Here is a 24,078-nt window from a genome sequence, read left to right on the forward strand (position 1 = left end):
GAAATTTGTTATATATGAAGTCTATATAAATAATGAAAGAATTGGATAAAAATAGTGGGAGAAGGTGAGTGAATGAGTATTTCCTCTATTGTAAGTAGGCAAAAGGAATATTTTTTAAAAGGGCATACGAGAAGCATCGAAATGAGAAAGAATAATTTGAAGAAGCTTTATGAAGGCATTCAGCGTTTTGAAGAAGAAATATTTCAGGCATTGAAATTAGATTTAAATAAGTCAGTTCACGAGTCGTTTACAACGGAAGTTGGATATGTATTAAAAGAAATTTCCTTTCAATTGAAACATATGTCATCGTGGAGTAAACCGAAACGAGTTCGAACAGCACTCACTCATTTTGGATCAAAAGGAAAAGTAGTGCCAGAACCGTATGGTGTGACGCTTATTATTGCACCGTGGAACTATCCTTTTCAATTAGCAATTGCACCACTTGTAGGAGCACTGGCAGCTGGAAATACAATCGTTTTAAAGCCGTCAGAGTTAACGCCAAGCGTTTCAAAAGTGCTTAAGAGAATGTTAGATGAATTATTCCCAGAAGAGCTTGTAGCGGTAGTAGAAGGTGGCGTTGAAGAGAGTACATCTTTGCTGAGGGAACCGTTTGATTATATTTTCTTTACTGGTAGTGTTGGAGTTGGAAAAGTTGTAATGGAAGCAGCAGCGAAACAGTTGACACCGCTCACTTTAGAACTTGGCGGGAAAAGTCCTTGTATTGTACATAAAGATGCAAAGATAGAGATGACAGCAAGAAGAATTGTTTGGGGTAAGTTTTTAAATGCAGGGCAGACGTGTGTAGCGCCTGATTATATGTATGTGCATTCTTCCGTGAAAGAAAAGCTAATTGAGGCACTGCGACATGAAATTACAGAGCAGTATAGTAAAGAACCTTTGCGAAATGAAAATTATGTGCGTATTGTAAGTGAGCGTCATTTTGAACGATTATGTGGATTCTTACAAGATGGTCAAGTCGTAATTGGTGGAAACTATAAGAAAGATACATTACATATTGAACCGACAGTACTAGCGGATATTACATGGAAAGATACTGTTATGGAAGATGAAATTTTTGGTCCGATTTTACCAATCATAGAGTACGACAACATAGAAGATGTAATTGGCACAATCCAGCAACATCCGAAGCCGCTAGCGTTATATGTATTTTCTGAAGATAAAGAAGTACAAAAGAAAGTGACGAGTAATATTTCATATGGTGGAGGCTGTATTAATGATGTTGTCTATCATCTTGCCACGCCATATTTACCTTTTGGGGGTGTTGGAAGTAGTGGATTAGGGGGGTATCATGGGAAAGAAAGTTTTCGGACTTTTTCACATTATAAAAGCATTTTAGCCCAATCTACAGCATTCGACATGAAAATTCGTTACTCTTCTACAAAAAGTGCTTTAAAATTCATACGAAAGTTGTTAAAATGATGATGGTGTTTATCAGTAGGCGTAGCCGTATGATAATAGCCCCTTCGCAATGGAAGGGGTTTTTCTGTTCGACGTTATGTATCATGCGAAAATGAATCCAACATACTACATAAAGAATAGAAACGAACGCTTGTTAAATAATCATTTTTGTTTGGATCGAAACAAAAAATAGTCTATAGAACATAAATATTTATTCATGAATATAAAAATTAAAAATTTAAGGTAGATAGGACGGGAAAATGAAAAAGATTATTAAAGTTGAAGCAGTTGAAAAACATTTTGGAAATCAAGTGATTATCCCACCTCTTTCTTTAGATATTAAAGAGGGAGAGTTTTTAACAATTTTAGGACCGAGTGGCTGCGGGAAAACGACTTTACTTCGTATGATCGCAGGATTTGAAACTCCAACTAAAGGGAATCTTTTATTAGATGCTGAAAGAATTAACGATTTGCCGCCATATAAGCGTCATATGAACCTAGTGTTCCAACATTACGCACTATTCCCACATATGACAGTAGAGAAGAATATTTGTTTTGGTATGAAAATGCAGAAAGTATCAGCAGCAGAGCAGAAAGAGCGTGCTGAAGAGGCAATGCGTTTAACGCAGTTACTTGAGTTCCGTAATCGTAAACCTGCGAAGCTTTCTGGTGGACAACAGCAGCGTGTTGCAATTGCAAGAGCGATTGTAAATAATCCGCGTGTATTACTATTAGATGAGCCACTTGGAGCGCTTGACTTTAAGTTACGAAAAGACTTGCAACGTGAATTGAAAAACTTACAACGTAATTTAGGAATTACGTTCATATACGTAACGCACGATCAAGAAGAAGCAATGAGCATGAGCGATCGTATTGTAGTTATGAATAAAGGACATATCGAACAAATCGGAACACCGAAAGAAATTTATAATAAGCCGAAAACATTGTTCGTTGCGACATTCATCGGTGAAAATAATATTGTGAAAAACGGGGAAGGCTATGTAGCAATTCGCCCTGAAAATGTAAAAGTACGTTCGGTTGAAGAGTCAATTTTAAAAGAATACCATCTTGGACATATTGAAGATATCGAGTTTGTCGGAAATATGGAGAAGCTTTATGTACGTGATGAGAAAACATCAGAATTACTAATGGCATATCAAACTGCTGAAGAGGCAGCGCAGTGGAGCATTGGAGATAATGTATATGTAGGCTGGGAGCAAGAGGACGAGGTGACCTTAAATTGAAAAAAGGGAAATTACTCGCACTACCTACAGTCGCGTGGCTGTTAATTTTCTTCCTAATCCCGCTCGTATTCGTATTAGGATTCGCCTTCATGCAGCGCGGAGCTTACGGGACAGTAGAAATGCAATTTACGCTGGAGAATATATCCCGTGTGTTTGATCCTTTGTACTTAGGAACGTTATGGGAAACTGTTAAGATCGCAGTTATTACAACAGTAATATGTTTATTAATTGGTTATCCGTTTGCGTATACAATTACAATTGTTGACCGCAAATACCGCTCTATTCTTTTATTATTGGCAACGATCCCGTTTTGGATTAACTTTCTTGTTCGTTCATACGCATGGATTGTTATTTTACGTTCACAAGGTCTTGTGAATACGTTGTTATTAAAGCTTGGCATTATTAGTGAACCGTTAAATTTATTATATAATACTCCTTCTGTAATACTCGGAATGGTCTATTCTTTATTACCATTTATGATTTTACCAGTGTATGCAGCAATTGAGCAGCTGGATAAGCGTAAGCTAGAAGCGGCTTATGATTTAGGAGCAACACCAATAAAGGCATTTTGGAATATAACAGTGCCGATGACTATGTCAGGAATTGCGACTGGTTCTATTTTAGTATTCGTTTCTTCTATCGGAATGTTTGTTGTATCAGACGTGATGGGCGGATCGAAAGTAGCATTAATCGGAAACGTTATTCAAAATCAATTCTTAGGTGCACGTGACTGGCCATTTGGATCTGCGTTATCGATTATCGTTGTTCTATTCTCTGTTCTGTTAATTTACTTATATTATCGTGCAACGAAAGTATATAAATATAATGAGAACGGAGGGGAATAGGCAAAGATGAAGAAGTTTTTAGTTTCTTATTCTTGGTTAATTTTGTTATTCTTGTATTTTCCAATGATGGTTTTAATGGTCTATTCTTTCAACGACTCTCGCATTAATGCGGAGTGGGAAGGTTTTACATTCCATTGGTATACAGATTTATTTCAAAAACAAGATGTTATTGATGCATTTGTAAATAGTATTACGATTGCAGTTATAACAACGATTGTGACAACGGTACTTGGTGTATTCTTTGCAATTGCTTTACATCGTTATAAATATCGTTTCGAAGGGGCTATTAATGGCCTTGTATATTTACCAATTTTAATTCCTGATATTTTAATGGGATTATCTTTACTAATTCTTTTCAGCCAGTTAGGAATGGAACTTGGACAAACAACGATTATTATTGCACATATTACATTTAGTATTTCGTTTGTTGTTGTTATTTTAGCTGCGCGTCTTTCAAGTATGGGACGTGACTTAGAAGAAGCTGCAAATGATCTAGGAGCAACGCCTTGGCAAACGTTTCGTTATGTAACGTTCCCAGCAATTGCACCGGGAGTTATTTCGGCAGCATTATTAACATTCACATTATCAATTGATGATTTTGTAATTAGTTTCTTCGTATCAGGACCAGGATCAACAACATTGCCATTATATATTTACAGTATGGTTAAGCGCGGAGTATCACCAGAAATTAATGCTCTTTCTACAATTTTAATTGTTGCTATCGTAGGATTAATGGTTCTATCTGAAATCTTCCGGAACAAAGGTGCAGATGGTGAAGAAAACTCTGGAGGACACCTTCCTTTATAATACGAACGATATAGAAAGTACAAGGGGGTAATAAACCGATGAAATTAATGAAAAGAATAGCTGGCGCAGCAATTAGTTTTAGCCTTGTTGCTGGTGTGCTTGCTGGTTGTGGTGAAAAGAAAGAAGAATTAAATATTTATAGCTGGGCTGACAATTTTGATGAGCAAGTGCTAAAAGATTTTGAAAAGAAATATAATGTGAAAATTAACTATGACAAGTACGCAAGTAATGAAGAAATGCTTGCGAAATTACAAGCTGGTGGCGCAAAGTATGACTTAATCCAGCCGTCGGATTACATGGTTAAAACAATGGCGAAAATGGACTTATTAGCGCCGTTAGATAAAAAGAATATCCCGAATATCGAAAATATGGTTTCTAATTTCAAAACACCTGCGTTTGATCCAGAGAATAAATATTCTTTAGTGTACACTTGGGGTGTAACAGGGATTGCATACAATAAAAAGTATGTGAAAGAAGCACCTACAAGCTGGGCGGACTTATGGAATGAGAAATATAAAGGACATGTAACGTTACTGAACGATTCTCGTGAGGTATTAGGAGTGGGTCTTAAGAAGCACGGGTTCTCAAACAGTACGAAAGACGATGCACAATTAAAGACAGCAGCAGATGATTTAAAGAAGCTGCTTCCAAACTTATTAGCATTTGATACAGATAACATTAAACAAAAATTCATTACAGAAGATGCTTGGATCGGAACAGTTTGGTCTGGAGATGCAGCATTTATCGCAAAAGATAATAAAGATGTAGAATATGTTGTACCGAAAGAAGGCGGCACAATTTGGGCTGATACGTTAGCAATTCCAAAAGGTGCAAAACATAAAGAGCTTGCTGAGAAATTTATGAACTACTTACTAGATGAAAAAGTAAGTGTGAAAAACTACGAGTCAATTGGTTACAGTAATCCAAATGAAAAAGCTCATCCTCTTCATAGTAAAGAATACCGTGATAATCACATGATTTTCTTAACGAAAGAAGAGTTAGATCGTACAGAATGGCTTGTTGATGTAGACGATAAGTTAAAAGACTATGATCGTTACTGGACAGAGCTAAAAACAAAAGGTAAATAAGTAAGGAAATGCGGTTTCTAAAGTAGAAATCGCATTTTTTCATAGTAGGAGGAAATCGTTTGAATAAGAAGTTACATCAGTATGAGGTAATGTGTATCGGTTTGTTATTTGCTGTATTTGGTATTGTTGCTTGGCGCGTACATGCAGGTGGCGTTACAGTGATGGATACATATGTCCGTGGATTAGTAAGAGGGCTACAAACGGAAAGTTCTCTTATATTTTTCTCGTACTTTACAAAATTGGGATCAGCAATTGGGATAGTCGCTACGCTCGTCATAAGCTTGCTTGTTTTTTGGAAGAAGCGTTATTATGCTGCGATGATTGTATATCCAATGGGAATTTTAATAACACATCTTGTGAATAAAGGGATAAAAGAGATTGTAAAGAGAGAACGTCCGTCATTAAATGAAGCGCTAGATGCACTTGGATATAGTTTTCCTAGTGGACATGCAATGCTATCGATTATGACATTTGGATTTCTTACTTATATCATTGCTGCTAATTTGAAAAGCGTAGCTGGGAAATGTGTCACAACGATTTTGATGGGTATAGTAATTCTATCGATTGGATTAAGTAGAGTCATTTTAAATGTACATTACCCAACTGATATTTTAGCTGGTTACTGCGTAGGTGGTATTTTGTTAATTATCGCGATTTACTACCATCGTTTACTTACTGAGAGATTAGGGTTTAATAAAGAGAGATAGAAAAACGTCTGGAAAAACTATTATTATAGTTTTTCCAGACGTTTTTTGTTTATATCAAGATGTGATACAGTATAAGTGACAATTGAATTATTTAAAGTAGGTGAAAATGTGTGAAGACAAATGTACATAAAGTTGATAAGTGGGGGAAGTTAGGAGCTTTTTTGTATCAGTTTCGTTATACAGTAATTGTAGCGTTACTGTTGCTCGCAATCGCACTTGGGATTTTTGCTCCAAAGTTACCGGGAGTATTAGGTGGTGACGGTTTCCAAACGGAAGGCGACTATCAAAAAACAAAAGAAATTTTAGATCAAGATTTTAAGAAGTCTCAAGATACACTACTGCTCGTTTTTGAGAAAAATAAAGATGCTTCGCATGAGGAATTTAAAAAGCGAATAGATGAAATTGTAAAGAATGTTCAAGAGAAAGAGAGCTATGAATCTTTCCATCACCCAATCCAAAATAAAGAAATGCTACAAGATGACATCGGTTATGCGACAATTTTATTTTCCGGGAAAACAAATAAAGAAAGAATGGAAAAGACATTACAATTTGCTGATGAGATTGAGAAAGAAAGTAATGTAGCATTAAAAGTAACACCTACAGGATTTCCGAAAATTAATCAAGAGATTAATGAAAGAACGCAAAATGATTTAAAAGTAGCAGAAATGATTGGATTACCAATTGCGTTTCTTGTATTACTATTTTCGTTTGGTAGTCTTTTGGCATCAATTTTACCGATTTTGAATGGGGCGCTTAGTGTTATTAGTACGATGGGGATATTGTATTTCATCGGTGTTGATAAAGAACTATCTATTTTCGTGTTAAACGTTGCGCCGATGATTGGACTTGCATTATCTATTGATTTTGCGCTATTATTTGTGAACCGTTTTCGAGAGGAAGTTGCTAAACGAACGGTAAAAGAAGCGATAGCAATTACATATCAAACGGCAGGACGTGCGATTGTATTTTCAGGATTATGCGTATTTGTTGGGTTATCCGGTTTGTTTTTCTTTAAGATAGATTATATTCAATCTGTCGCTATTAGCGGAATGATTGTTGTCATTATGAGCATTTTATTCTCACTCACACTTCTTCCAGCACTATTATCGTTAATAGGTAAAAGAATATTAAAAAAGAATCAAGTAGCACATACGCCGGCAAAAGCATGGCGTAAATTTGCACAATTTGTCATGAAACATCCAATTGCAATGATTATTGTTGTTACAACATTTATTGTTATTTGCTTATTACCATTACGTACAGCGAATTTGCAGTTCCCTGGTGTTGAAGCTTTACCTGAAAAGAGTGATACAAGGATTGCATATGAAAAGTATGAAGAAGCATTTAATGAAACTTTCAAAACACACGCTGATGTTACGTTAGTTGTAGAGACGAAAAAAGATATGAAAGAAAAAGAAAGTCTACAAAAGATAGAAGAAGTCGTTCGAAAGTTAAAAGATGATAAGAAAGTACATGAAGTAAGAAGTTTATACGACGGGTTAACTGGAATGAAAGCAAATCAAGTTGTTGGAATATTGCAGTCGCCAGAATCAGCGAAACTAACTCCTGTATTTGAAGCATACACGCAAGGGAATAAGACGACGATAGAAATCTTTTTGAAAACAAAACCACGTACAGAGACTGCAAAACAGTGGGTACGTGACTTTAAAAAGAACTATAAAGAAACGGATGTTACGTATTATCTAGGCGGAATGACGACGTTTCAACAAGAATTAGAAGATGAAATTAAAGATAAAGTTGTAATTGGTATGTCTGTTATATTTGGATCGACCTTTGTTATATTATTATTTGCATTCCGATCTATACTCATTCCAATTAAGGCAATTGTTATGAATATACTTAGTTTAAGTGCAACCATTGGAATTGTTGTTTGGTTATTTGAAGGTGGTCATTTCGGTTTAGAAGCAAGTCCGGTTCTGTTTGTCTTACCAATCTTCATTTTTGGCCTCGTATTTGGGCTTAGTATGGATTATGAAGTATTTCTTATTTCACGTATTCATGAGCTCTATGAAGAAACAGGAGATAACGATCAAGCAACGTTAGAAGGGCTCGTTTCAACAAGTAGAATCATTACATCAGCTGCTTTAATAATGATTGTTGTAACTGGTGCATTCGCATTTACTGATATTTTACCAGTAAAGCAGATGGGTCTTGGCGTTGCATTAGCAATATTTCTTGATGCAACAATTATTCGTCTTATGCTCGTACCAAGCTTAATGAAGTTATTTGGAGACTGGAACTGGTGGTTACCATTTCCAAAAAAACGAGAAAAAGCATCGTAAAAAATGCTCATCAATATGATGAGCATTTTTTATGAATAGCAAAGCCTACATTTTGCAAATAGTATGTGATAAGAACATTACATAATAAGTAGGTGAAGGCAATGTTTCGTTATTTTAAGTTTAAGTTAAATGATACAGTACAGTTTGCTGAGAACGATGGGCATATGTATCGCATTGTCGGTTATCGGTTAGAAAAAGGATTTTATCCAAAAGATGAATGGACTCATATCATTTATGAACTACTTAGAGAATTTGACGGGTATACGATGGATGCAGAAGAGGAAGAACTTGTAAAGGTCGTTCAAGTAGAGGATGAGTATTACAAAATACAAGAAGTATCAGGTTATCGCTATCCAGTAAAAATGAAACAAAAACAACAAGTGATGAAAATAGAAAAGATGGACGATTTATTAGATGCTTACAATGATTATAAAAGGTTGGCGGATTTCTTTAAGGATTTATCGTATGAACAAAAAGCTGAAGAAGTATTGTTAGAAATGAAAAGACTTAGAGCTTGAGGGGCAGTCTATTATAAGACTGTCCTCTATTTTTGACAGTGCATCAAAGTGTGTTTTCCGTTACAATGAGAGAATCAATAGAAATAAGGTGATAAACAGTATGGAAACAAAGAAAAAGGGCGAATGGTGTGAAATTATCGTTCCAGCTAAATGGAATGGTATAAGTATTGAATCGGTATTAAAAGTAGAATGGGAAATACCGAAAAAGCTATTACATCAGCTTCGTATGGAAAAAGGTGTTACGGTTAACGGGGAACAAAGAAGATGGAATGAGCTTTTAAAAGAGAACGATAAGTTACAAGTCCATATGTTTGCGGAGGAAGAGTACGGTGTAGATCCAGAATATGGTGAATTACATGTAGTATACGAAGATGATCACGTACTTATCGTAAATAAACCAGAGCAAATGGACACACACCCTGCTGAAAAAGGTGGAACCGGGACGCTTGCAAATCTTGTTGCTTTTCATTTTCAAATGCAAGGTTTAGAGACGAAGGTGCGTCATATTCATCGTTTAGATAAAGATACGACAGGTGGTGTCGTGTTTGCTAAGCATAGAATTGCTGGTGCAATTATGGATCGTCTATTAATGGAAAGAAAAATTAAAAGAACGTACGCAGCGCTCGTTGAAGGGAAAGTAAAGAAGAAACAAGGAAAGATTGATGCTGCTATCGGAAGGGATCGCCATCATGCTACAAGGCGTCGTATTTCTCCAAAAGGTGACCAAGCTATCACATATTATAAAGTAGAAAAGTATTTTAGGAAGCAAAACACGACTTTCGTAACGTTACAATTAGAAACGGGTAGAACACATCAAATTCGTGTTCATATGAGTCATAATGGTAATCCACTAGTTGGGGATGTATTATATGGTGGACAAACAAAATATATGTCCAGTCAAGCATTGCATGCGATGAAGATAAATTTCTTGCATCCAATTACGAAAGAAGCAATTGAAGTTGATGTGCCGTTTCCTACAAATTTAAATAAAAAAATAAAAGAATTTCAAAAAGAAAATGCGTAAAGTATAAGTTTTAACTTGAAAAAAGTAGATTTTTGCAGGGATTTCTCTAAAAGAAGCGAAGCCGTTAAGAGAAAAGAGAGGTGAGAATCACTTGATCAAATATAAGTATGTACTTGGAATATTTTTCGCTTGTCTTTTACTTACTCTATTTCTCTATCCCTATTTACCAAATCGTATGGCAGTACATTGGAATGTAAATGGTGAGCCAAACGAGTTTATGAGTAAACAAGTTGTTGTAGCATTTATTCCTTGTTTTATTATTTTTTCATATGGATTTTTGTATATTATTTCACATAATATATTTAAGTTTAATGAAAGAGAGCATGGTATTATAGGCGGATTTATAAAGAAAATTACGTTATTTATGTTGTTTATTCATATGCTTATCCTCTTTATTAATTTTGGGGATTTGATATCCTTTCAAACAGGATTAACGATTGGGATTAGTATGTTTCTTTTTATGCTGAGTAAAGAATTTAAGAAAATAAAAGGCAAAGAAAAAGATCCAATTAAATTACAAAAAATTCGTTTAGTAAGTAGACGAATTTTTCAAGTGATGGCATGTGGCATATTGTTTTCATTGTTTTTGAACTTAGAGTGGGGATTTTATGTATTGCTTAGTGTAATAAGCTGTGGATCTATGTTGTTTATGTTATATATTTTCTATTCATACATAATAGAAAGCTATGAAACTTAAAAAAGAGTCTTCTCATGAGAAGACTCTTTTAATCTATTTATTTCGTAATAAATTGTTGTGTCCAGTAGTTGCCGCTTTCTACATAGCCAACACCGATGTGAGTGAAGCCGTTATTTAAGATGTTTGCACGGTGTCCAGCGCTGTTCATCCAAGCTTGTACTACTTCTTCAGGTGTACGTTGGCCTTGAGCGATGTTTTCACCTGCAGATGTATAAGAAATACCAAATTTCTTCATCATATCAAACGGAGATCCGTATGTAGGACTGTTATGATCAAAGTAGTTGTTTTTTTGCATATCTTCAGACTTAATACGTGCTACTTTACTTAATTCAGTATCGATTTTTAGTGCTGGTAAGCCTTGTTTTGCACGCTCAGCGTTTGTTAATTCAACAACACGTTGTTCGAACTCGCTTAAAGATTTTGCTTCTTCAGCAGGCTTTTGCTCAGCTGGTTTTTGTTCAGCAGGTTTTTGAGTATTGTTGTTTTCAGCAGGTTTTTGAGCTTCTGGTTTTTGAACTTCTTCAGCAGGCTTTTGCTCGGCTGGTTTTTGTTCAACTGGCTTTTGAGTTTCTGGCTTAGCTGTTGGTTGCTCAGTTACAACATTTTCAGTAGGTTGTTGACCAGGAATGAAGCAGTTTGGTTGGAAGTTTCCTTGTTGCCATTGTGCTAATGATTCAACTCCCATAGATTGTAAGAATGCTTGTAATTCTTGTTGGCTCATTTGTTTCATCATCACTTTTGAATGCTGAATATTTTGAACCTTTAAGTTAGATGGTTGTACTGTTGCAGCTTGTGCATCTAGAGAAGATACTCCTAAAGTAAGAGCTGTTGCAGCAGCTACAGATAATAAAACACGCTTTTTCATGATGTGTGTCCCCCTATATAAAGTTTTAATTTGTTTTCACACGATTTGTTTTTGACAGCCTGTCTGACTGACAAATTCATCGTAGCATACAATTTGCGAGAAAAAAGATGGAAAAAAATTCATAGACTTTAAAATTACCTAATTTATCCTAAGAGAAGGAGGGAGCAAAAATAAGAGAAATATAGAGTATAAAAGGAATTTATAGTGTTTTTATACTTGGTTTTAAGAGGGGGTTTTTGGATAAAGTTACCTAAATAGAAAATGAAGAATCCTATTGTATCAATGGTTTGAGCGATTTTTTGAGGAATATAATGGATTGATTTTTACAAAACTGTAATGTTTCTGTTGTTCTTTTTTATAATAAAGTAACATATTTTTAATGTTGTAGCAGACAAAAAAGCGGCTATCTCTTTACATAGACGAAGGAGATAGCCGTTTTCCTATTATTACGTATGTTACGAGTTATTACGAGTTAGTTTCAATTGCTTCTAATAATAAATCCACAATGTGAATTCCTCTTATCTTATGAGAAAGCCCTTCTCGCTCAATACCCAATTTCATTTGTAATAAACAACCTGGATTTGCAGTAACAATGGTTGCTGCTTCTGTTTCATGCACACGGTCCATTTTGTAATCTAGAAATTCCATTGATAACTCTGAATGAACAATATTGTAAATACCAGCAGAGCCACAGCAACGATCGGCATCTTTCATTTCTCGATATGTTGCACCTTGGATAGCCTCTAGTAACATACGAGGTTCAGAAGATGTGCGCATAACATTGCGTAAATGACAAGAGTCTTGATACGTAATAACTTGCGGCGTGAGTCGTAAGTCAGTTCGCTTATGGAAGTCTAGTTCTACTAGTATAGCAGTAATATCTTTAATCTTAGAAACAAACTGCTTAGCACGTTCAGCCCAATCCGGATCATCCTTTAAAAGATAATCATAGTCTACGAGGTAAGCTCCGCAACCACCTGCATTCGTAATAATATAGTCGATGTTTAAGTCTTCGAATGCTTTTATATTGCGCTTTGCTAATTCTTTTGCTCCACTCTTTTCACCAGCATGTCCATGCAATGCACCGCAGCAACTTTGTGTTTTCGGAATAACGATATCACAACCAGCTAATTGAAGAAGTTTCATCGTTGCGTTATTTGTTTCTAAAAACATCGTATCCATTAAGCAGCCTGTGAAGAATGCAACTTGTTTTTTCTTTGTACTTTCTGCAGGTAAAAATGAAGGACGATCTTTCATCGCTTTCATTTTAGGGACTTTTGGTAAAACGAGATCCATCGTTGCAAGTGTTTCGGGGAATAACTTCATAATCCCTGTTTTATGTGTTAGCGTTTGTAAACCAGAACGTTGATAAAATCCGATTAGTCCAGTTAATGTTCTCATTCGATTTTGATGGGGGAATAATCCTTCAAAAACGACTTTTCGAACAGCTTTCACTGGCACCGAGAATTTTTTATTTTGATTAATAATATCACGAGCTTCTTCTAATAAATGCCCATAATTTACACCAGATGGACAAACAGGCTCACAAGCACGGCAACCAAGACAAACGTTTAATGTATTCTCAACATCTTCATCTGGTTCGATTAAACCATCAACGACAGCTTTCATTAATGCGATACGTCCGCGCGGTGAATGTGACTCTTTATATCCGGATTGAATGTAGGTAGGACAAGTAGGTAAACAAAAACCGCATCGCATACAGTTTAGTAATTCATCTTCACTTAATCGTTCTTTAAATTCTTTTTGAATATTTTCTTTATTCAATGTCGTCATCGCTCAACCACCACTCTTTTTCGGGTGTCTTTCGCGAACATTTTTCCAGGATTCATAATGTTATTTGGATCGAAAGCTTGCTTTATTCCTTGCATAGCTGCAATACCTTCCTTACCTAATTTCATTTCTAAATATGGAGCTTTCATCGCACCAACACCATGTTCACCAGTAATTGTGCCACCAAGTTCAATTGCTTTCGCAAATATTTCAGCAAAAGCTTGTTCAGCTCGGTGCATTTCTTCTGCATTACGAGCGTCTGTCATACAAGTTGGATGTAAGTTACCATCACCAGCGTGTCCAAACGTACAAATAGGAATATTATATTTTTTTGCAATGGTATTAATAGCTTCAACCATTGGAGCTATTTGTGAACGTGGTACAGTTGCATCTTCTAATATTGTAGTAGGTTTTAATCGTGCGAGCGCTGATAGGGCACTACGGCGAGCGGTACGAAGCGCATCTGCTTCCGTCTCATCTTTTGCAACGCGAACATCAACTGCATTCATAGAGTGACAAACGTTAGCCATTTTTTCAATATCTCGATTGACTACTTCGGGTGGACCGTCTTGTTCGATTAATAAAATTGCTTTTACATCTGTAGGTAAACCGATTTGTGCAAACTCTTCTACTACTTCAATTGTCGGTTGGTCTAAAAACTCCAGTGTTGCTGGAATGATTTTATTTGCAATAATAGAAGAAACAGCACGTGCAGCTTCATTAATATCTTCATATAATGCAAGCATTGTTTTCTTTGTTTCAGGCATAGGAACAAGTTTTAATATGGCTTCTGTTACCACGCCAAGTGTTCCTTCAGAACCGATAAATAAACGAGTTAAATCGTAACCAGCTACATCTTTTGCTAATTTACCACCAGTGCGAATAATATCACCATTTGGTAAGACAAGTTCAAGCCCCATTACATAATCGCGTGTTACGCCATATTTCAAACCGCGTAATCCACCTGAGTTTTCATTAATATTACCGCCGATTGTAGAAATTTTCATCGAGCTTGGATCTGGTGGATAAAATAAACCTTTTTCTTCTACCGCTTTAATAATATCAAGTGTAATGACACCAGCTTGTACAGTAATTGTTAAGTTTTCTTCATCAATTTCTAAAATATTGTTCATATGGCGGAAAATAAGGACGATACCGCCTTCAAGTGGACATGTTCCTGCGCAAAGATTTGTTCCAGACCCGCGCACATACACAGGAATTTTGTGAGTGTTACATACTTTTAACACTTCAGCTACTTCATTTGTATTACGAGGAGCAATGACTGCATCAGGCATTGCTTGGAAGTTTGGAGTGGCATCATAACTATAAGTTAAACGCCCCATATTGGATGTATCTACATTATCTTCGCCAACAATAGATACGAATGAATGAATAATTTGTTTTTCTAACATTGGAAATCCCCCTCAAACTGTTAACGTGTTTAGTTATAATAAACAACGTGGTAACAGTGCTTTCATTATAATGATAAAAAAGTCGAGGGGTTCTTTCTATGTATAATCATCTAAAGATTAATCTGTTTTATCGTTCTTTTTTGTATGATTATCTAATAGGAGGAGTGCGAAGTATAAAACGTTTAAGTCTTTGAATTGTTTTGGATCAAGTCCTGTATGTTCTTCAATCTTTTTTAGCCTATAATGTAAGGTGTTAATGTGTATATGTAATTGTTTAGCTGTCTGTTTATAAGATTGGTTATAATCGATAAATAAGCGTAAAGTGTGCATAAGCTCAGGAGATGATAGTAAGCTTTCGATGGTACGCTCTAGAAATTGTTCACGCGTTTCGGCAGAAATATCTTGTAAACACATTTCTAAACGTAAATCTTCATTAAATACAATTTTTTTCGTTTCCAATGATACAGAAAGAGCACGTAATGCTTGTTCGTAACATATGTTCATATTGTTTGGGGTAACTGTTTGCCCAATCCCGATATATAAAGGAATAGAAAATAAAGCTTCGCAGTCTTGTTTTAACCGTTTTAAAAACTGATAAGTTTGTTCTTTGGAGCTCATCGCTGTAAATAAAATAAAACGATCATTTCCCCAGCGAACAAATAGATGCTCTTTTGTTAAAATATTTCGTACATGTTGCCATATTTTACGCTGGAGCATTGTGTCATTTTTGCCAATAGAAAACAAAACAAGTTGTTTTTTCTTATATAAATCAATGCCAAGTGTTTTGGCACGATCAAGAAAACTCGGGGACCACTCTGTATTTTGAAGCCAATCAAAGACAAAAGCTTCATAAGAACGGTGCTCAAGTTCTAATTGCTCTAAAAAGTAGTTTTCATGAATTAATAATTCGGTCATCTTACGCAATATTTCTCCGTAGCGTGAAATATTTTCAGGTTCTCCGGTAATCCCAATGACACCAATTACTTCATCATGAAATAATAGAGGAAGATTCATCCCAGCCTTTACACCTTGCAATCGCCTTTCATCTTCTTTTGTAATGATGACGGTTTTCTTTTGTTTAGCGCAGCGGAGTGCACCTTCATGAAATTGGCCAATTCTTTCTGTATCTGTACTTGCGATAATAACGCCTTCTATATTAATGATAATTATATTTTCTGTAATTAGTCTGCGTACTTCTCGTACAATTTTATTCGCTAAATCAGGAAATAGCATAATTGACACACCTCAAATTCTATTTGTTGTACATTATATATGTAAATTGAGTAAGAAAGGGGAATTTCACACTTTCCACACATTTATTTGTTATTTTACAATTATAACGAAATCATCTGAAGATGGAGGGAATCTTTTGAGAAAGTATGTTTTTCTTCTCTGTTTTTTATTTCTATTAGTAGGGTGTCAAGGAAGTTCATATACACCAATTGCTAAAGATAAAAATGTTATTATAACTACGAATATAAAAGAAGGCAGTATTAGTTTTATTGATAAAAAAGATAAAAAGTTAATTACGACATGGGAACTAAATGAGCCAATGGCCGGAATCACACTGCTTCCAAATGGCGATGAAATACTTGTATACGGTAAGCAATTAGAATATATGTATGTATATTCACTAGCGGAAGGAAGGCAAGTGGGAAAATATAAAACTGGAAAGGGCATTGTAAATGTGGTCGTATCAGCAGATAAAAAACAATTATTTGCTGCTGATCAAAATGTTCAAAAGGTAAGGTTCTTTACGATAAATGGGAAAGAGACAGGAAATGTTTCAACAGGAAAAGGGCCTATAACGATGGTAGAGTATCAGAATCGGTTATCTGTACTAAACTTTTATGATACGAAACTAACGACAATTGATACGAAGAAAAAAGAAGTTGTTCAATCCTTTATGATTCCGCCAGCATCAACAGGAGCGACGATTAGTCCTGATGGGAAAGAAATATGGATTGGCGGGCATGGTGATGGAAATCAAGTGAATGAGAAAGTATTAGTGTATTCTTTACAGAGCGGTGAAATGGTACGTTCTTTACACGCTCCATTTATGCCTGTGAACATAACGAAAGATAATAAGTACGTATATGCATTAAGCCACGGTTCGAATATGCTGAGAAAATTTGATACTAGTACGTATAAAGAGGTAGCTTCCGTTGAAATAGGCTCAAATCCATTTGCATTTTTGAAAAGCGGAGCAGAAGGATATGTAGCAAGTTATGATAGTGATGAAGTGTGTGTTATGGATATGAAGAGTATGAAAATAAAACAAACAATTAAAGTCGGAAAAGGACCGTTTCAACTCATAGAGAGGGAAGGGAAGGACAATGAATAAATATAGAGTGCTAGTTGTAGATGATGAAAGTGATATGAGGCAGCTTGTTGGAATGTATTTGGATAACTTTGGATATGAGTGGGGAGAAGCTGAAAATGGAAAAGAGGCTCTTAAAAAACTAGAAACGAATCATTATGATTTCGTTGTATTAGATATAATGATGCCAGAAATGGATGGACTTTCAGTTTGTAAAGAAATTAGAAAAACGTCAGATGTGCCGATTATATTTTTAACCGCAAAAGGTGAAGAGTGGAATAGGGTGAATGGCTTACGTATGGGAGCAGATGATTATATTGTAAAACCGTTTAGTCCTGGTGAATTGGTTGCCCGTATGGAAGCTGTACTAAGAAGATATACAAAGCAAGAACAGCAAGAAGAGATTCAATTTGGACCAATTCTTATCAATGAAAAAAGCAGACGAATTGAGGCGAATGGTGAGTCGATTTCTCTTACTGTAAAAGAGTTTGATTTACTATATTTTCTTTGTCAGCATACAGGACAAGTATTTAGCCGGGAGCAATTACTTGAAAAGGTATGGGGATATGATTATGCCGGAAGTACAAGAACAGTAGATACGCACGTGAAAACGATGCGCTTGAAGCTTGGAGAAAGTGGAAACTACATTCAAACTGTTTGGGGTGTAGGCTATAAATTTGAGGTGTAACATATGTTTACGATGGTACAAAAACTTTGGCTTACAGTAGTATGTGCAGTATGTGTAACAGTGTCCTTTCTTTATTTCGTATCTTTATACTCGTATGAAAAGTTATACGTTGATAATTTAAAAACTTCGTTAGTAATGGAAGGGAAAAGTCTTGCTGCTCAATATGATAAGCGTGAAGGAATATCAACTTTTGAAGAGAAAGTAAGATCGTTTGATCAAATATCTAGTTCAGACGTTATTTTCGTATCTAATCCGCGTGATTTAAGCGCATGTTTGCCTTTTGATGTGCATCATCATTCTCTTATAAGTGAAGGAGATAGGCAAACGCTATTAGATGGGAAAACTGTGACAAAAATAGGATATGAAGAACATTTTGACCGTAATATTATGGGGGTTGTCATTCCTGTATTGGAAAATAAAAAATTAGTCGGAATTGTCTATTCGTATATTCCTTTAAAAAGTATAAAAGATTTAATCTATGATATGGGTCTTATTTTAGCACCGTTAGCAATTGCTATGATTTTAATTACGATATGGGTTGGAAGAAAAATTATAATTGCAATTACGAAGCCACTTTCGCAAATGGAGCGGGTTGCAAATCATTTGGCTACGGGAGATTTTTCGGAGCGGATTACAGTTTCTTCAGAGGATGAAATTGGACGATTAGGAAAAGCATTTAATAAAATGGCAAATTCATTAGAAACAGAAGATGTAAAGCGTAAGGAATTTTTAGCAAATGTTTCGCATGAACTTAGAACACCACTTAGTTATATAAAAGGGTATAGCGAGGCTATTTTAGATGGTGTTGCAAAGGGAGCTCAGCAGGAAAAAGTAACTCAGCTAATTCATAAAGAAGCAGGTCGTATGCAGCGTCTCGTTCATGACTTGTTAGACTTAGCACAATTAGAAGGTGAGCACTTTCCGTTAAAGAAGCAACCTATCGTTTTTTCACAGCTGATTGAAGACGTATTAGATACGTATGAGATTAAGTTTATAGAAAAGGAAATTCATATTTCAACCAATTTAAATCCAGAGGTCATTGTCATGATTGATGAGGATCGTATGCAACAAGTGCTTCATAATGTGTTAGATAATGCGATACGATATACAAATCAAAAAGGAAATATCGTTATAACTTTAGAGCAAATCGATGATTACTGTGAATTAAAAATAAAAGATACAGGAATTGGCATTGATATAGAGCATTTGGAGAATCTTGGGGAACGCTTTTACAGAGTTGATAAAGCGAGAAGTCGTCAACATGGTGGAACAGGTTTAGGCCTTGCTATTGTGAAACAAATTGTTCATATACATGGTGGACAGTGGAAAATTGAAAGTGAAAAAGATAAGGGAACAACGGTTATTATTAAACTGAATGTACAGGATGAGGGGGGCATGTTCTAATTTTTAGGGCATGTTCTTTATATTGAAGAAAATATTTATCCCGCTATTCTCCGGTCAGTAAGACCCTCACCTCAAAATTCAGCGGAAGCAAAGAAGTTAGGTGGAGGCACTGCTGCCCGTAAAAGCCCGATTGGTGAGGGCTAATAATCAGTGGGGGATGAACAAAATCCTCACTGATTAAAGTTTCACTTTATACGTAAAAATATAAATTAATATGTAATAAATATCGAAAATTTGACTATTTTATGAACAAAACATTTGTACTTCTTATCAATTCGGTCTAAAATAGTTATGATGCAAAGTTCTTATAAATCGTTTCAATTGTTGTTTGGAAGATACTGAGGTGATTTAACTGGAGTACAAATCTATTAAACCGAAAAAAATTTACGAAGAAGTATCTGAAGCTATTTTAACAATGATTAAAAATGGTACGTTAAAACCTGGTGACAAACTACTCCCTGTGCATCAATTAGCTGAGCAGTTTCAAGTTGGCAGATCTGCTGTTCGTGAAGCGCTAAGTGCGCTAAGAGCGATGGGCTTAATTGAGATGAAACAAGGAGAAGGTACATATGTGAAGAACTTCGATTCTTCTTCATTAACGAAATCATTAAACAATAGATTATTAATGAAGAAAGAAGATATTTTGAATTTATTAGAAGTACGAAAGGTGCTTGAAGTGGGGGCAGTTCGAGTAGCGGCGGCAAAACGTACGGAAGATAATTTACAAAATATGAAACATTGGTTAGATGAAATGGCAAAGAGCATTGGAGATGAAAAGGCTGGCGAAAAAGCCGATTTTCAATTTCATATGGGAATTGCAGAGTCTTCGCATAATAGCATTTTGCTTGAACTCATGAATCATGTTTCAGAGATGATTGCTGAAACGATTGGTGAATCAAGACGCATTATTTTATATGGTGAACAAACGACATCAGAACGACTTATAGAAGAGCATCAAGTTATATATGATGCGGTGTTAAAACAAGATGTAGAATTAGCGCAGCAAGCAATGCTAGATCACTTAACAAATGTAGAACATATTGTCACAGGTAAAAACGATATAAATTCGTAATTTAATCTTTTAAAAATTTAATTTTCTGATAAAATAGAGAAAGATTAAGTAAGCGTTTTCTTTAGAAGAGGGAGAGGATAGGCCATGGTTGAGCCTATTTCTTCTCTGCTAAGTCATCTGATGACCATATGTTTGTTGGTGAAGTTGTAAAAAGGGGGAGTAATAGTTATGAAAGTTACTTTATTTGTTACTTGTTTAGTCGATATGTTTGAAACAAATGTCGGTAAAGCAACGGTTGAAGTGTTGGAGCGTTTAGGTTGTGAAATTGAATTTCCAGAAGCGCAAGTTTGTTGTGGTCAGCCTGCTTATAATAGCGGCCATGTAGAAGCAGCAAAAGAAGCAATGAAACATATGATTGAAACTTTCGAAGATGCAGAATATATTGTTACGCCATCTGGTTCTTGTGCGACAATGTTTCATGAGTATCCACATGTTTTCAAAGATGATCCAAAGTGGGCTAAACGTGCACAAAAAGTTGCTGATAAAACTTATGAATTTACACAGTTTATTGTGGATGTTTTAAAGGTTACTGATGTTGGTGCAAGTTTACCAGGGGTCGCTACTATTCATAAATCATGTCATATGACACGTATGCTTGGAATAAAAGAAGCACCAGGAATTTTATTATCAAATGTAAAAGGATTAACTGTGAGAGATTTGCCAAACGTGCAAAATTGTTGCGGGTTTGGGGGAACGTTTTCAGTTAAGATGACTCCAATTTCTGAGCAAATGGTAGACGAAAAAGTAGATAGTGTAATGGAAACAGGTGCAGATTATTTAATCGGTGCAGATTGTGGGTGTTTGTTAAACATTGGCGGACGTATTGAGCGTTTAGGAAAAGAAGTAAAAGTAATGCATATTGCTGAGGTACTGAATAGTCGCTCATGAAGGGGGAACATAAGCTATGTCTATGAAAATCAGTGAGAAAAAATTTAATGATCGCGTTGGTGATGGAATTCAAGATTCGTTTATGCGCGGAGCAGTATCTTCTGCACAAACGCGTTTATATACGAATCGCTTAAAAGCCGCAGATGAACTAGGAAACTGGGAAGAGTGGCGTGAACTAGGTGAACAAATTCGTCAACATACGTTAGAAAATCTTGATTATTACTTAATGCAGTTAAGTGAAAATGTATCAAAAAGAGGCGGACACGTGTACTTTGCGAAAACGAAAGAGGAAGCAGCAAAGTATATTCAAGACGTTGCAAAAAAGAAGCAGGCAAAAAAGATAGTAAAATCAAAGTCGATGGTAACAGAAGAAATCAGTATGAACCATGCGCTTGAAGAGATTGGCTGTGAAGTGTTAGAGAGTGACTTAGGAGAGTATATCTTGCAAGTAGATAACGATCCACCTTCACATATTATTGCACCTGCACTTCATAAAAATAGAACGCAAATTCGCGATGTATTTAAAGAAAAGCTAGGCTATGAAAATTCTGATGACCCGTATGAAATGACAAAGTTTGTTCGTAAACAACTTCGTGAGAAATTTATGGATGCAGAAATTGGTGTAACTGGTTGTAACTTTGCTGTTGCAAATACTGGCTCTCTTTGTTTAGTAACGAATGAAGGTAATGCAGATCTTGTTATGTCAATTCCTAAAACACAAATAGCGGTAATGGGTATGGAACGTATGGTTCCGACAATGGAAGAATTAGATGTTTTAGTTGGTTTACTATGTCGTAGTGCAGTAGGTCAAAAATTAACAAGTTATGTAACAGTAGCGGGGCCAATTCAAGAAGAGGAAGTTGATGGACCTGAAGAATTTCATTTAGTTGTTGTTGATAATGGTCGCTCTCAAATTCTTGGATCTGAATTCCGTTCAGTATTACAATGTATTCGTTGCGCTGCTTGTGTTAATGTATGTCCTGTATATCGTCACGTTGGTGGACATTCATATGGATCGATTTACTCAGGACCAATCGGTGCGGTATTAACACCGCTTCTAGGTGGATATGATGATTACAAAGAGCTTCCTTATGCATCTAGTTTATGCGGAGCATGTACAGAAGCTTGTCCAGTAAAAATTCCATTGCATGATTTATTATTAAAACATCGTCAAGTCATCGTTGAGCAAGAAGGTCGTGCACCACTTGCAGAAAAACTGGCTATGAAAATGTTTAGTATGGGTGCTTCTTCAGCTGCTTTATATAAAATGGGTTCAAAAATGGCACCAGCGGCAATGAGTCCATTTACATCTGGTAATCGTGTATCAAAAGGTGTTGGACCACTTAAAAACTGGACGGATATTCGTGAATTCCCAGCTCCAAGTAAAGAACGATTCCGTGATTGGTATAAAGATCATAAGAAAGGCGGGGATAAATAATGACAGGATTAATTCAAAACCGTGATGCCTTTCTAGATAACATTGCAAAAGAACTTGGGCGCGCGCGTAAAACAGAAGGTGTAGAGCGTCCAGTATGGAAAAGTAATGTGAATATAGAAACGTTAAAAGATTATTCACAAGAAGAATTACTAGAAGTGTTTAAAGAGCAATGTACAAACATTCATACAACTGTAGTAGAAACGACAAACGACCGTTTAGGTGAAGACCTTCAAAAAGTAATCATGGAAAACGGCGGGGGACCTATTTTATTATCAGCAGATGCGCGTTTTGATGCATATGGTTTAACATCTTTATTTAAAGAAGAACTTCCAAAGCGAGATGTTGAAGTAAATGTATGGGATCCAGAGAGAAAAGACGAAAATATGCGTTTAGCTGAAAAAGCGAATATTGGTATTGCATTTAGTGATTATACATTAGCTGAATCTGGTACAATTGTTGTACAAAGTCATAAAGGTCAAGGGCGTTCTTTACACTTTTTACCGACTGTATATTTTGCTATTATTCCACGTGAAACACTTGTGCCTCGTATTACACAAGCAGTTCAGGATATGAACTCACGCGTAGAAAATGGGGAGACAGCGGCATCTTGTATTAACTTTATTACAGGGCCAAGTAACTCGGCTGACATCGAGATGAATCTTGTTGTCGGAGTACATGGACCATTAAAAGCAGTTTATTTCATCGTATAAAAGAGGGGAAAGCAGGCCAGGAAATGGCCTGCTTTTTAGTAGAATAAAGGATAATATGAAGTAGAAGTTCTCTCCTTTTTTTGCTATGTTTTTTGGGAAAGGAGAGGAAGGGATGTTCACTTATTTATATGCACTGTTAGCAGGGATGGTGTTTGGTTCTTTTTTTATGCTAGTTGCGATGAGGGTTCCATTAGGTGCTTCTATTATTACCCCGCGTTCACATTGTGATTATTGCAAATATGTGCTAAGGACAAAAGAACTAATCCCCATCATTTCATTTTATATACAAAGAGGCTGTTGTACGAATTGTAAGAGGAAAATTCCAATTATGTATGTAGCATTTGAATGTATAACAGGAGGTATATTTCTTCTTACAGTGTATATGATTGGAATAGAACGAGAGCTTATTATTATTTTATCCCTTTTTTCGCTACTTCTTATTATTTCAGTTACAGATTACTTATATATGTTAATTCCTGATTGTATTTTAATTTCGTTTGCCTTTTTACTCATTCTCGAAAGTGTTTTTGTACAATTAGTTACTTGGACAGATAGTATAGCTGGTAGTGGTGTTATATTTATTTTGTTATATTGCATGCAAAAGATATATCCAGAAGGGCTTGGCGGAGGAGATATAAAACTACTTTCGTTACTTGGATTTATAGTAGGAGTGAAAGGAGTTTTTATCGTTTTATTTTTAGCATCTTGTTTTAGTCTTTGTTTTTTCGGGATTGGTATCGGATTAAAACGTATAGAAGTACGAAAGCCAATTCCATTTGGTCCTTTTATTAGTCTCGGGGCAATATGTTATGTATTGGCCGCATATTCAAATTAGAGA

The 24,078-nt window shown here is 35.7% G+C and carries 22 protein-coding genes; 18 read left to right on the forward strand and 4 right to left on the reverse strand.

Annotation, left to right across the window (positions count from 1 at the left end):
- Positions 1 to 72 precede the first annotated feature (72 nt).
- The 10 genes from NST27_RS06475 to NST27_RS06520 all read left to right on the forward strand — a co-directional run bounded on the left by NST27_RS06475 (position 73) and on the right by NST27_RS06520 (position 10,652).
- Positions 73 to 1,440: an aldehyde dehydrogenase gene (locus NST27_RS06475; RefSeq protein ID WP_000028383.1), complete on the forward strand. Its 1,368-nt coding sequence runs from the start codon at positions 73 to 75 to the stop codon at positions 1,438 to 1,440.
- A 239-nt stretch (positions 1,441 to 1,679) separates the two neighbouring features.
- A complete protein-coding gene (gene potA, locus NST27_RS06480) occupies positions 1,680 to 2,663 on the forward strand; it encodes a spermidine/putrescine ABC transporter ATP-binding protein PotA (RefSeq protein WP_000720318.1) in 984 nt (327 codons plus the stop codon).
- Positions 2,660 to 3,508, forward strand: coding sequence for a spermidine/putrescine ABC transporter permease PotB (potB, locus tag NST27_RS06485; protein WP_000715500.1), 849 nt, complete (start codon positions 2,660 to 2,662; stop codon positions 3,506 to 3,508). Before potA ends, potB begins: the two co-directional genes overlap by 4 nt.
- Positions 3,509 to 3,514: 6 nt before the next feature.
- Complete coding sequence (gene potC / locus NST27_RS06490; RefSeq protein ID WP_000714192.1) at positions 3,515 to 4,315, forward strand: spermidine/putrescine ABC transporter permease PotC; 801 nt, start codon at positions 3,515 to 3,517, stop codon at positions 4,313 to 4,315.
- Between the two features lie 38 nt (positions 4,316 to 4,353).
- On the forward strand, positions 4,354 to 5,403 hold the full coding sequence (gene potD, locus NST27_RS06495) for a spermidine/putrescine ABC transporter substrate-binding protein PotD (protein WP_000772485.1): 1,050 nt from the start codon (positions 4,354 to 4,356) through the stop codon (positions 5,401 to 5,403).
- Positions 5,404 to 5,462: 59 nt separating this feature from the next.
- Complete coding sequence (locus NST27_RS06500; protein ID WP_001035520.1) at positions 5,463 to 6,110, forward strand: phosphatase PAP2 family protein; 648 nt, start codon at positions 5,463 to 5,465, stop codon at positions 6,108 to 6,110.
- 110 nt (positions 6,111 to 6,220) lie between these two features.
- A complete protein-coding gene (locus NST27_RS06505) occupies positions 6,221 to 8,413 on the forward strand; it encodes an MMPL family transporter (protein WP_047385767.1) in 2,193 nt (730 codons plus the stop codon).
- Between the two features lie 101 nt (positions 8,414 to 8,514).
- On the forward strand, positions 8,515 to 8,931 hold the full coding sequence (locus tag NST27_RS06510) for a hypothetical protein (protein ID WP_000490301.1): 417 nt from the start codon (positions 8,515 to 8,517) through the stop codon (positions 8,929 to 8,931).
- Between the two features lie 100 nt (positions 8,932 to 9,031).
- The gene (locus NST27_RS06515) at positions 9,032 to 9,955 is read left to right on the forward strand and encodes an RluA family pseudouridine synthase (RefSeq protein ID WP_000448323.1); all 924 of its coding nucleotides are present in this window, start codon (positions 9,032 to 9,034) and stop codon (positions 9,953 to 9,955) included.
- 91 nt (positions 9,956 to 10,046) lie between these two features.
- Positions 10,047 to 10,652: a DUF1648 domain-containing protein gene (locus NST27_RS06520; protein WP_000598995.1), complete on the forward strand. Its 606-nt coding sequence runs from the start codon at positions 10,047 to 10,049 to the stop codon at positions 10,650 to 10,652.
- Between the two features lie 37 nt (positions 10,653 to 10,689).
- Here NST27_RS06520 and NST27_RS06525 read toward each other — a convergent pair whose 3' ends face one another.
- The 4 genes from NST27_RS06525 to NST27_RS06540 form a co-directional block, all read right to left on the reverse strand.
- Entirely contained in the window at positions 10,690 to 11,517 is an 828-nt protein-coding gene (locus NST27_RS06525) for a CAP domain-containing protein (RefSeq protein ID WP_000747588.1), read from the reverse strand.
- A gap of 465 nt (positions 11,518 to 11,982) precedes the next feature.
- Positions 11,983 to 13,311, reverse strand: a complete 1,329-nt coding sequence (locus NST27_RS06530; RefSeq protein WP_000209648.1) for a (Fe-S)-binding protein — start codon at positions 13,309 to 13,311, stop codon at positions 11,983 to 11,985.
- Positions 13,308 to 14,720 (reverse strand): glycolate oxidase subunit GlcD, encoded by a 1,413-nt coding sequence (glcD, locus tag NST27_RS06535; protein ID WP_000890754.1) that lies wholly within the window; start codon positions 14,718 to 14,720, stop codon positions 13,308 to 13,310. Before glcD ends, NST27_RS06530 begins: the two co-directional genes overlap by 4 nt.
- Before the next feature lie 117 nt (positions 14,721 to 14,837).
- Positions 14,838 to 15,962, reverse strand: a complete 1,125-nt coding sequence (locus NST27_RS06540) for a CdaR family transcriptional regulator (RefSeq protein WP_001999325.1) — start codon at positions 15,960 to 15,962, stop codon at positions 14,838 to 14,840.
- A gap of 127 nt (positions 15,963 to 16,089) precedes the next feature.
- On the opposite strand from NST27_RS06540, the gene NST27_RS06545 reads away from it, so the two are divergent.
- The 8 genes from NST27_RS06545 to NST27_RS06580 all read left to right on the forward strand — a co-directional run bounded on the left by NST27_RS06545 (position 16,090) and on the right by NST27_RS06580 (position 24,075).
- Entirely contained in the window at positions 16,090 to 17,064 is a 975-nt protein-coding gene (locus NST27_RS06545; protein WP_047385769.1) for a YncE family protein, read from the forward strand.
- Entirely contained in the window at positions 17,057 to 17,728 is a 672-nt protein-coding gene (locus NST27_RS06550) for a response regulator transcription factor (protein WP_001046405.1), read from the forward strand. The genes NST27_RS06545 and NST27_RS06550 overlap by 8 nt, the downstream gene beginning before the upstream one ends.
- 3 nt (positions 17,729 to 17,731) lie before the next feature.
- On the forward strand, positions 17,732 to 19,132 hold the full coding sequence (locus tag NST27_RS06555) for a sensor histidine kinase (RefSeq protein ID WP_000494818.1): 1,401 nt from the start codon (positions 17,732 to 17,734) through the stop codon (positions 19,130 to 19,132).
- A 382-nt stretch (positions 19,133 to 19,514) separates the two neighbouring features.
- The gene (locus NST27_RS06560) at positions 19,515 to 20,204 is read left to right on the forward strand and encodes a FadR/GntR family transcriptional regulator (protein WP_254904472.1); all 690 of its coding nucleotides are present in this window, start codon (positions 19,515 to 19,517) and stop codon (positions 20,202 to 20,204) included.
- A 168-nt stretch (positions 20,205 to 20,372) separates the two neighbouring features.
- Positions 20,373 to 21,092 carry a (Fe-S)-binding protein gene (locus tag NST27_RS06565; protein WP_000869150.1) on the forward strand — a complete coding sequence of 240 codons (720 nt, stop codon included), beginning with the start codon at positions 20,373 to 20,375 and terminating at the stop codon, positions 21,090 to 21,092.
- 16 nt (positions 21,093 to 21,108) lie between these two features.
- The gene (locus NST27_RS06570) at positions 21,109 to 22,530 is read left to right on the forward strand and encodes a LutB/LldF family L-lactate oxidation iron-sulfur protein (RefSeq protein ID WP_000061922.1); all 1,422 of its coding nucleotides are present in this window, start codon (positions 21,109 to 21,111) and stop codon (positions 22,528 to 22,530) included.
- Positions 22,530 to 23,240, forward strand: coding sequence for a LutC/YkgG family protein (locus NST27_RS06575; protein ID WP_000147183.1), 711 nt, complete (start codon positions 22,530 to 22,532; stop codon positions 23,238 to 23,240). The genes NST27_RS06570 and NST27_RS06575 overlap by 1 nt, the downstream gene beginning before the upstream one ends.
- Before the next feature lie 112 nt (positions 23,241 to 23,352).
- On the forward strand, positions 23,353 to 24,075 hold the full coding sequence (locus NST27_RS06580) for a prepilin peptidase (RefSeq protein WP_000495716.1): 723 nt from the start codon (positions 23,353 to 23,355) through the stop codon (positions 24,073 to 24,075).
- Positions 24,076 to 24,078: the final 3 nt, after the last annotated feature.

It is taken from the genome of Bacillus sp. FSL W8-0770 (genome assembly GCF_038008705.1).
Lineage (GTDB): Bacteria > Bacillota > Bacilli > Bacillales > Bacillaceae_G > Bacillus_A > Bacillus_A cereus.

What these genes read in the sequence shown, in the direction of transcription:
- NST27_RS06530 (WP_000209648.1), bottom strand. Translation starts at nt 13,311, where the DNA reads ATGACGACATTGAATAAAGAAAATATTCAAAAAGAATTTAAAGAACGA.
- NST27_RS06580 (WP_000495716.1), top strand. Translation starts at nt 23,353, where the DNA reads ATGTTCACTTATTTATATGCACTGTTAGCAGGGATGGTGTTTGGTTCT.
- NST27_RS06525 (WP_000747588.1), bottom strand. Translation starts at nt 11,517, where the DNA reads ATGAAAAAGCGTGTTTTATTATCTGTAGCTGCTGCAACAGCTCTTACT.
- NST27_RS06575 (WP_000147183.1), top strand. Translation starts at nt 22,530, where the DNA reads ATGACAGGATTAATTCAAAACCGTGATGCCTTTCTAGATAACATTGCA.
- potA (WP_000720318.1), top strand. Translation starts at nt 1,680, where the DNA reads ATGAAAAAGATTATTAAAGTTGAAGCAGTTGAAAAACATTTTGGAAAT.
- potC (WP_000714192.1), top strand. Translation starts at nt 3,515, where the DNA reads ATGAAGAAGTTTTTAGTTTCTTATTCTTGGTTAATTTTGTTATTCTTG.
- NST27_RS06570 (WP_000061922.1), top strand. Translation starts at nt 21,109, where the DNA reads ATGTCTATGAAAATCAGTGAGAAAAAATTTAATGATCGCGTTGGTGAT.
- NST27_RS06550 (WP_001046405.1), top strand. Translation starts at nt 17,057, where the DNA reads ATGAATAAATATAGAGTGCTAGTTGTAGATGATGAAAGTGATATGAGG.
- NST27_RS06475 (WP_000028383.1), top strand. Translation starts at nt 73, where the DNA reads ATGAGTATTTCCTCTATTGTAAGTAGGCAAAAGGAATATTTTTTAAAA.
- NST27_RS06565 (WP_000869150.1), top strand. Translation starts at nt 20,373, where the DNA reads ATGAAAGTTACTTTATTTGTTACTTGTTTAGTCGATATGTTTGAAACA.
- NST27_RS06555 (WP_000494818.1), top strand. Translation starts at nt 17,732, where the DNA reads ATGTTTACGATGGTACAAAAACTTTGGCTTACAGTAGTATGTGCAGTA.
- potD (WP_000772485.1), top strand. Translation starts at nt 4,354, where the DNA reads ATGAAATTAATGAAAAGAATAGCTGGCGCAGCAATTAGTTTTAGCCTT.
- glcD (WP_000890754.1), bottom strand. Translation starts at nt 14,720, where the DNA reads ATGTTAGAAAAACAAATTATTCATTCATTCGTATCTATTGTTGGCGAA.
- NST27_RS06515 (WP_000448323.1), top strand. Translation starts at nt 9,032, where the DNA reads ATGGAAACAAAGAAAAAGGGCGAATGGTGTGAAATTATCGTTCCAGCT.
- NST27_RS06510 (WP_000490301.1), top strand. Translation starts at nt 8,515, where the DNA reads ATGTTTCGTTATTTTAAGTTTAAGTTAAATGATACAGTACAGTTTGCT.